Annotated in this window: 7 protein-coding genes; 5 read left to right on the top strand and 2 right to left on the bottom strand. The window is 42.3% G+C overall.

Annotated features, from left to right (window positions below; genetic code table 11):
- Positions 1–306: 306 nt before the first annotated feature.
- On the bottom strand, positions 307–1062 hold the full coding sequence (locus tag J4E06_RS08670; protein WP_349523629.1) for a sulfite exporter TauE/SafE family protein: 756 nt from the start codon (positions 1060–1062) through the stop codon (positions 307–309).
- 68 nt (positions 1063–1130) lie between these two features.
- Between J4E06_RS08670 and J4E06_RS08665 the strand changes: the two genes are divergently transcribed.
- Positions 1131–2933 (top strand): sodium:solute symporter family protein, encoded by a 1803-nt coding sequence (locus tag J4E06_RS08665; RefSeq protein ID WP_349523628.1) that lies wholly within the window; start codon positions 1131–1133, stop codon positions 2931–2933.
- Positions 2934–2939: 6 nt separating this feature from the next.
- On the opposite strand, the gene J4E06_RS08660 is transcribed toward J4E06_RS08665, so the two are convergent.
- Positions 2940–3530 carry a riboflavin synthase gene (locus J4E06_RS08660; protein WP_349523627.1) on the bottom strand — a complete coding sequence of 197 codons (591 nt, stop codon included), beginning with the start codon at positions 3528–3530 and terminating at the stop codon, positions 2940–2942.
- Between the two features lie 58 nt (positions 3531–3588).
- Between J4E06_RS08660 and pdxA the strand changes: the two genes are divergently transcribed.
- From pdxA to J4E06_RS08640, 4 genes are all read left to right on the top strand, one after another.
- The gene (gene pdxA / locus J4E06_RS08655; RefSeq protein WP_349523626.1) at positions 3589–4641 is read left to right on the top strand and encodes a 4-hydroxythreonine-4-phosphate dehydrogenase PdxA; all 1053 of its coding nucleotides are present in this window, start codon (positions 3589–3591) and stop codon (positions 4639–4641) included.
- A 110-nt stretch (positions 4642–4751) separates the two neighbouring features.
- On the top strand, positions 4752–5285 hold the full coding sequence (locus J4E06_RS08650; protein ID WP_349523625.1) for a YceD family protein: 534 nt from the start codon (positions 4752–4754) through the stop codon (positions 5283–5285).
- 8 nt (positions 5286–5293) lie between these two features.
- Positions 5294–5494, top strand: a complete 201-nt coding sequence (rpmF, locus tag J4E06_RS08645) for a 50S ribosomal protein L32 (RefSeq protein ID WP_100816683.1) — start codon at positions 5294–5296, stop codon at positions 5492–5494.
- Between the two features lie 174 nt (positions 5495–5668).
- A complete protein-coding gene (locus J4E06_RS08640; protein ID WP_349523624.1) occupies positions 5669–6664 on the top strand; it encodes a beta-ketoacyl-ACP synthase III in 996 nt (331 codons plus the stop codon).
- Positions 6665–6684: the final 20 nt, after the last annotated feature.

The following is a 6684-nucleotide window of genomic DNA, read 5'->3' as shown; positions in this document are numbered from 1 at the left end:
TCCACCTGGGATACTACTGCCAATTTAAAGCCTAAGTTGTAATCCTTTTGGGTCCGCTTAACTGTTTTGTTTGTTGATGATTCCATAAATAAGTCGAATTGTTGTCAACTTATTTCAGGACGGGTCAGTCTATAAAGCAAAGCCGCATCAAGTTGATGCGGCTTTTTTATTTTAAAAGAATTGAAATGTGTCATTCTGAATTTATTCCAGAATCTCATTATATTAATGTGTAAGTCACTATGAGAACCTGAATCAAGTTCAGGTTGACAAAAACTGATGTTTCATCCTTACTCGCTTTTAGGGAACTTACCTAAACAAAATCGCCACGGCACCAATCGCCGTCACAATCAAAATAAAGCGTTTGTAGTTTTTTTCGTTGATTTTCTTCACCAAGAAAACTCCCAAAACCAAACCAACAAAAATAGCTGGGAGTAATCGTAGATTAATCAACAGACTTTCCACCGTAATGGTCTTCCAGACAAAAACATGAAAAGGCATTTTAAACAAATTGGTGATAAAAAACAACCAAGCCGCCGTACCCACAAATTCATTTTTGGGCAATCGCATTGCCAAAAAGAAAATATTGGTAAAAGCGCCGGCCAAATTTCCGATCATGGTGCAAACACCAGCGAATATTCCCATGGAACCTGAAAACAACCAATGGGTGGGCACCTTCTTCGACTTTCGGCGGTCCCAAAAAACCAACATGCCCAAACTTATAAATATCACCACCACCATGGCCCATTTAAATTCCTGTTCGGGTAGGTCTTTTCCAATCAAAACACCCAGTAGAATTCCCAAAATCATCCATGGAAGAAATTTTATAATATACTTCCATTGGGTGTGTCGGTTATAATAAATCACGGCAAAAGTATCGCCCACGATCAACAAGGGAATAAAAAGTCCCGTGGAAGCCTTGGAACCAAAAGCCAATGCCATTAAAGTCACATTAAAAATGGACATTCCCTTGAGGCCCGCCTTGGAAACCCCCATTAAAAAAACAGCGGTGGCGGCCATGGTCCATGCGGCTACGGAAATATCTGAGAATGTGGAAAGAAACATGAAGACTTTTTACAGGTTCACAAAAGTAACTCAAAAAACCTATCTTTAGCTCCAGCCAAACTAAACAAATGAAACTAGAACTTTTAGATTACATCATCATTTTTGGATTTTTTGCCATAGTCCTTTTTATCGGAATCTATGTATCCAAAAAATCAGGGAAGAACACAGCAGAATACTTTTTATCTGGCCGTAGTATGCCTTGGTGGCTTTTAGGCTTTTCCATGGTAGCCACTACGTTCTCCACGGATACCCCCAATTTGGTAACGGATTTTGTTCGTACGGATGGGGTTTCTGGAAACTGGGGTTGGTGGGCCTTTTTGCTCACAGGTTTGCTTACGGTATTTGTCTACGCGAAACTTTGGAGGAAATCCAACGTCTCCACTGATATGGAGTTTTATGACCTAAGATATGGCGGAAAGCCTGCACATTTCCTAAGAGGGTTCCGGTCTTTATATTTGGGAGTTGTCTTTAATGTAATGGCCATGTCGGCCGTAACTTTGGCCGCCATCAAAATTGGACAGGTAATGCTGGGTCTGGAACCTGTTGAAACGGTGCTGCTGGGAGGTACAATTACCGTAATATTCAGTGCCGTTGGTGGTTTTAGAGGGGTGGTTTATACCGATTTTCTGCTGTTTTTTGTTGCCATGGGCGGTGCTATCGGAGCGGCTGTCTACTTGGTAAATATGCCCGAGGTTGGTGGTTTGGACAATATTTTGACCAATGCACAAGTGCAGGAAAAAATGTCCATTCTTCCCGATTTTTCAGATACCGAAGCCTTAATTGGTCTGTTGATCATACCCTTGGCAGTGCAATGGTGGAGTGCATGGTATCCCGGTGGTGAACCAGGCGGCGGAGGTTATATTGCCCAACGAATGTTGGCCGCCAAAAATGAAAATCATGCTATTGGAGCAACGTTTTTCTTCAACATATTACATTATGCGCTAAGACCTTGGCCGTGGATTTTGGTGGCATTGGCCTCTATCGTCGTATTCCCAGATTTGGACAGTATTCGTCAAGCCTTCCCAAATGTGCCCGAAAACATCCTTAAAAATGATTTGGCCTATTCCGCCATGCTCACCAAATTGCCCACAGGCTTATTGGGATTGGTAATGGCTTCTTTGGGAGCGGCCTACATGTCAACCATATCAACTCACCTTAACTGGGGTTCCTCTTATATTGTAAATGATTTTTACAAACAACAGATTAACAAGGATGCTTCAGAAAAAGAGTTGGTGAACGTGGGAAGAATTTCCACCGTTGTTCTGATGATCTTGAGCAGTTTATTTGCTTTGGAACTCAACAATGCAACGCAATTGTTTGACATCATTATCATGTTCGGTGCTGGAACTGGTCTTATCTTTTTGTTGCGATGGTTCTGGTGGCGTATCAATGCATGGAGCGAAATTGTGGCGATGTTCTCATCGGGTATCATTTCCATTTTGTTCTGGCAGTATGAAGACGCGCTCTTTTTGTCAGAAGCGGCACCATTTCCAGGCTGGAGCAAATTTCCACTGGTCGTGCTTATAACCACGATACTTTGGTTAGCAACGACCTTTTTAACCAAACCTGAAGAAAACAAGGTATTGTACCGATTCTACAAAATCACAAAACCGGGAGGTCCTGGCTGGAAAAAGATTCATGAAGAAGCCAAAGCCGAAGGGGTTTCTTTGGATGATGGTAATGAAAAATGGACAGTTCCATCTGGTGTTTTGGCCATGATAGTTGGCTGTATTTTGGTGTATGGCTGTCTTTTTGCCACAGGAAACTGGATTTATGGCAATTATCCATTGGCCATGGGGCTCACAGGTTTGGTGTTGGTAGCAACATTTTTCTTAATAAGAATATGGCGCGGAATGCGGAGTGTGCTTTGATGGGTATTAACCCCTCAACTCCAATAACCTGGAAACATACTTCCCGACCACATCAAACTCCAAGTTTACGGTAGTTCCCACTTTGTAGGTATGGAAACCGGTATGTTCGTGAGTGTAGGGAATAATCGCTACGCTGAAACTATTTTTTTGTGAGTCAACCACGGTCAAGCTCACTCCATCCACCGTAATGGAGCCTTTTTCGATAGTAACATTATTGAGTTTGGGGTCATATTCAAAACTGTAGATCCAGCTGCCTTCCTTTTCCTCAACCAGTTTGCAAATCGCTGTTTGGTCCACGTGCCCTTGCACAATGTGCCCATCCAAACGGGCTCCCAGAACCATGGCGCGCTCCAAGTTCACCACATCGCCCAATGTCAAATCTCCTAAATTGGTTTTCTCAAGAGTTTCTTCAATGGCAGTTACTGTATAGTTGTCACCATCAATGGAAACCACTGTAAGGCAAACCCCATTGTGCGAAACACTTTGGTCAATTTTGAGTTCCGAAGCAATATTTGAAGCAACGGTAATGTGCAGATTTCCGCCTTCTTTTTCCAGCTTTTCAACTTTCCCCAAAGTCTCTATGATCCCTGTGAACATGTGTCTTATTAATTGACTAGTTTTGTAATGCAAAAGTAGCCATAACGGCATTCATTTTATGAAGGAAAATCAAAAAATAAAGTTAGGGATCTCCATAGGGGACATTAACGGTATTGGGTGCGAAGTCGCTCTAAAAACATTTGAAGATGCAAGAATGTTGGACTTTTGCACCCCGGTCATCTTTGCATCCAACAAAACCATATCGCAACAAATCAAAGATTTGGGAATGGACCTCAAATTCAACGGTGTTAGGGATGCAGGGCAAGCCTTGGAGGGCAAGGTCAATATTGTGAATGTATGGAAAGAAGTGCCGAAAATTGAATACGGTCAATCCACGAAAGAAGGAGGTGATTTTGCTATTCGTTCGTTGAGAGCTGCCGTTACTGCCCTAAAAGAAGGTAAAATTGATGTGTTGGTCACAGCGCCCATCAACAAAAACAATATACAGTCCGAAGATTTCAAGTTTCCAGGACACACGGATTTTCTTGCGCAAGAGTTAGGGGGCGAAAGCCTTATGTTTATGGTAACCAATTCCTTGCGTGTTGGCTTGCTCACCGACCATATTGCGGTAAAAGATGTGGCCAAGGCCATTACCCCTAAATTGATTCGTGACAAGGTGGCCACAATGGAAAAATCCCTTAAAATGGATTTTGGTATCCGCCGCCCCAAGATTGCGCTTTTGGGAATTAACCCACATAGTGGGGACAGTGGCACCATTGGCGAAGAGGACGATAAAATATTGAAACCGACCATAGCGGAAATGTTCAATAAAGGAACTTTGGTTTATGGGCCCTATTCGGCGGACAGCTTTTTCGGCTCCGATAACCATAAAAATTTCGATGCCGTTTTGGCCGCCTATCACGATCAAGGCTTAATCCCTTTCAAAACCCTTTCCTTTGGAAAAGGTGTCAATTATACCGCAGGTCTGGACAAGGTAAGAACATCCCCGGACCATGGAACCGCTTATGAAATAGCAGGAAAGGGCAAGGCAGACGAGGGTTCTTTTAAAGAGGCCGTATTTACTGCAATTCAAGTATTTAAGAATAGAATAGAATATCGGGAACTGACCAAAAACCCCTTGCAAAAGCAGAAAATTAAGCGAGAAAGGTAAAAAGTTTACATCATTTTGGATATTTGTTGTAGCTAGAATTGCAGTTTTGTAAATTAGTAGTATCTTTGCACCCGCCTTTAAAGGCTGGTACACAAACCTTAAGTGTAGAAATGATGAAGCTGAAAGAGTTTTTTATCCCTTTTTCAGGTCTGAAGTTGGGAAAACATAAATTTGTGTACGAAATTGATGATGCGTTCTTTGAATCTTTTGACTACCAAGAATTTAACGGAGCTTCCGTTCGAATTGATGCTGTTTTGGAAAAAATGAGCACCATGATGGAACTTCAGATTGAAGCGAAGGGTACGGTAAATGTTGATTGTGATCTAACGGGCGAACCTTACGATCAGCCTATCGATTCCGATTTAAAGCTTGTCGTCAAGTTTGGCGAGGAGTTCAATGATGAAGATGATGAAATCTTGATCATTCCACACGGAGAGCACCAATTCAATATAGCACAGTACATTTATGAAATGTTGGTGCTGGCCGTTCCACAAAAAAGGGTTCATCCCGGTGTTGAGGACGGAACCTTGCAATCAGAAATCTTGGACAAACTCGAAGAGTTACAGCCAAAAGAGAACACCAAATCAATAGAAGAAACAGATCCCAGATGGGACGATTTAAAAAAGTTACTAACGGATAAATAGGTTTTATAATGGCACATCCTAAAAGAAAAATATCAAAAACCAGAAGGGACAAAAGAAGAACCCATTACAAAGCAGTTGCGCCAACAATTGCCAAGGACTCTACAACAGGTGAAATGCACTTGTTCCACAGAGCCCACTGGCATGAGGGCAAATTGTACTACAGAGGTCAGGTTTTGATTGACAAAACAGAAGAGGAAACTGCGGCCTAACCGCAAATCCCTTATAATAAAGCAACTCCCGTTCAATTTTTAACGGGAGTTTTTTATGGGCCCACGTTAACACCCAAAAACGGTTAATTTTCCCTGTAAAGTCATATAAAATGACTAATTTTCACCGCTTTTGGGTCAAATTTCAATCTTTTTGACAATAAAGAGAGGCTAAAAATGAAGAAAACAACAGCAGCAATAACAGCTGTAGGAGGATACGTTCCGGATTTTGTGCTTTCCAACAAAGTGTTGGAAACCATGGTGGATACCAACGATGAATGGATCACCACCCGAACAGGAATCAAGGAGCGAAGAATCTTAAAAGAAGAGAACGCGGGAACATCTTATATGGCTATCAAAGCTGCGGAAGACTTGCTTCAAAAAAGAGGCATTGACGCTTCCGAAATAGATTTTGTACTCGTTGCCACTGCAACCCCGGATATGCCCGTTGCCTCCACAGCAGCTTATGTAGCTTCGGAAATTGGTGCGGTAAACGCTTTTGCTTACGACTTACAGGCAGCCTGTTCCAGTTTTTTGTACGGGATGTCCACCGCGGCCAGTTATATAGAATCCGGCAGGTACAAAAAGGTATTGGTCATCGGTGCAGACAAAATGTCTTCCATCATAGACTATACCGATAGAACTACTTGTATTATTTTTGGAGATGGTGCAGGCGCGGTTCTTTTTGAGCCCAATGAAGAAGGTCTAGGTCTACAGGACGAGTACCTTCGTTCGGATGGTATTGGCCGTCAGTTCTTGAAGATTGATGCAGGAGGTTCCATTTTGCCCGCATCTGAGGAAACCGTTAAAAACAAACAACACTACGTTTACCAAGATGGGAAATCGGTCTTTAAATTCGCCGTTTCAAACATGGCCGATGTTTCGGCCTTGATCATGGAGCGGAACAACTTGAACAAAGACGACGTGCATTGGTTGGCACCCCATCAGGCCAATAAGCGTATTATCGACGCCACTGCAAACCGCATGGGGTTAGAAGCAGATAAGGTGATGATCAACATCGACCGTTACGGTAATACCACATCAGCAACACTTCCCCTATTGTTGTACGATTACGAAAAACAATTGAAAAAAGGGGATAATATTATATTCGCCGCCTTTGGTGGTGGTTTTACATGGGGATCCATTTATTTAAAATGGGCCTATAATTCTTAATCACACAACTAACTAAATTA

Origin of the sequence: Allomuricauda sp. NFXS6 (assembly GCF_040148835.1) — a bacterium.
Lineage (GTDB): Bacteria > Bacteroidota > Bacteroidia > Flavobacteriales > Flavobacteriaceae > Flagellimonas.
Note: the sequence above shows the minus strand (reverse complement) of the source record. Positions and strands in the feature narration are given on the sequence as shown.

Coding starts and splice junctions, on each gene's coding strand:
- pdxA (WP_349523626.1), top strand. CDS start 3,589: ATGAAGGAAAATCAAAAAATAAAGTTAGGGATCTCCATAGGGGACATT.
- J4E06_RS08650 (WP_349523625.1), top strand. CDS start 4,752: ATGATGAAGCTGAAAGAGTTTTTTATCCCTTTTTCAGGTCTGAAGTTG.
- J4E06_RS08665 (WP_349523628.1), top strand. CDS start 1,131: ATGAAACTAGAACTTTTAGATTACATCATCATTTTTGGATTTTTTGCC.
- J4E06_RS08640 (WP_349523624.1), top strand. CDS start 5,669: ATGAAGAAAACAACAGCAGCAATAACAGCTGTAGGAGGATACGTTCCG.
- J4E06_RS08670 (WP_349523629.1), bottom strand. CDS start 1,062: ATGTTTCTTTCCACATTCTCAGATATTTCCGTAGCCGCATGGACCATG.
- J4E06_RS08660 (WP_349523627.1), bottom strand. CDS start 3,530: ATGTTCACAGGGATCATAGAGACTTTGGGGAAAGTTGAAAAGCTGGAA.
- rpmF (WP_100816683.1), top strand. CDS start 5,294: ATGGCACATCCTAAAAGAAAAATATCAAAAACCAGAAGGGACAAAAGA.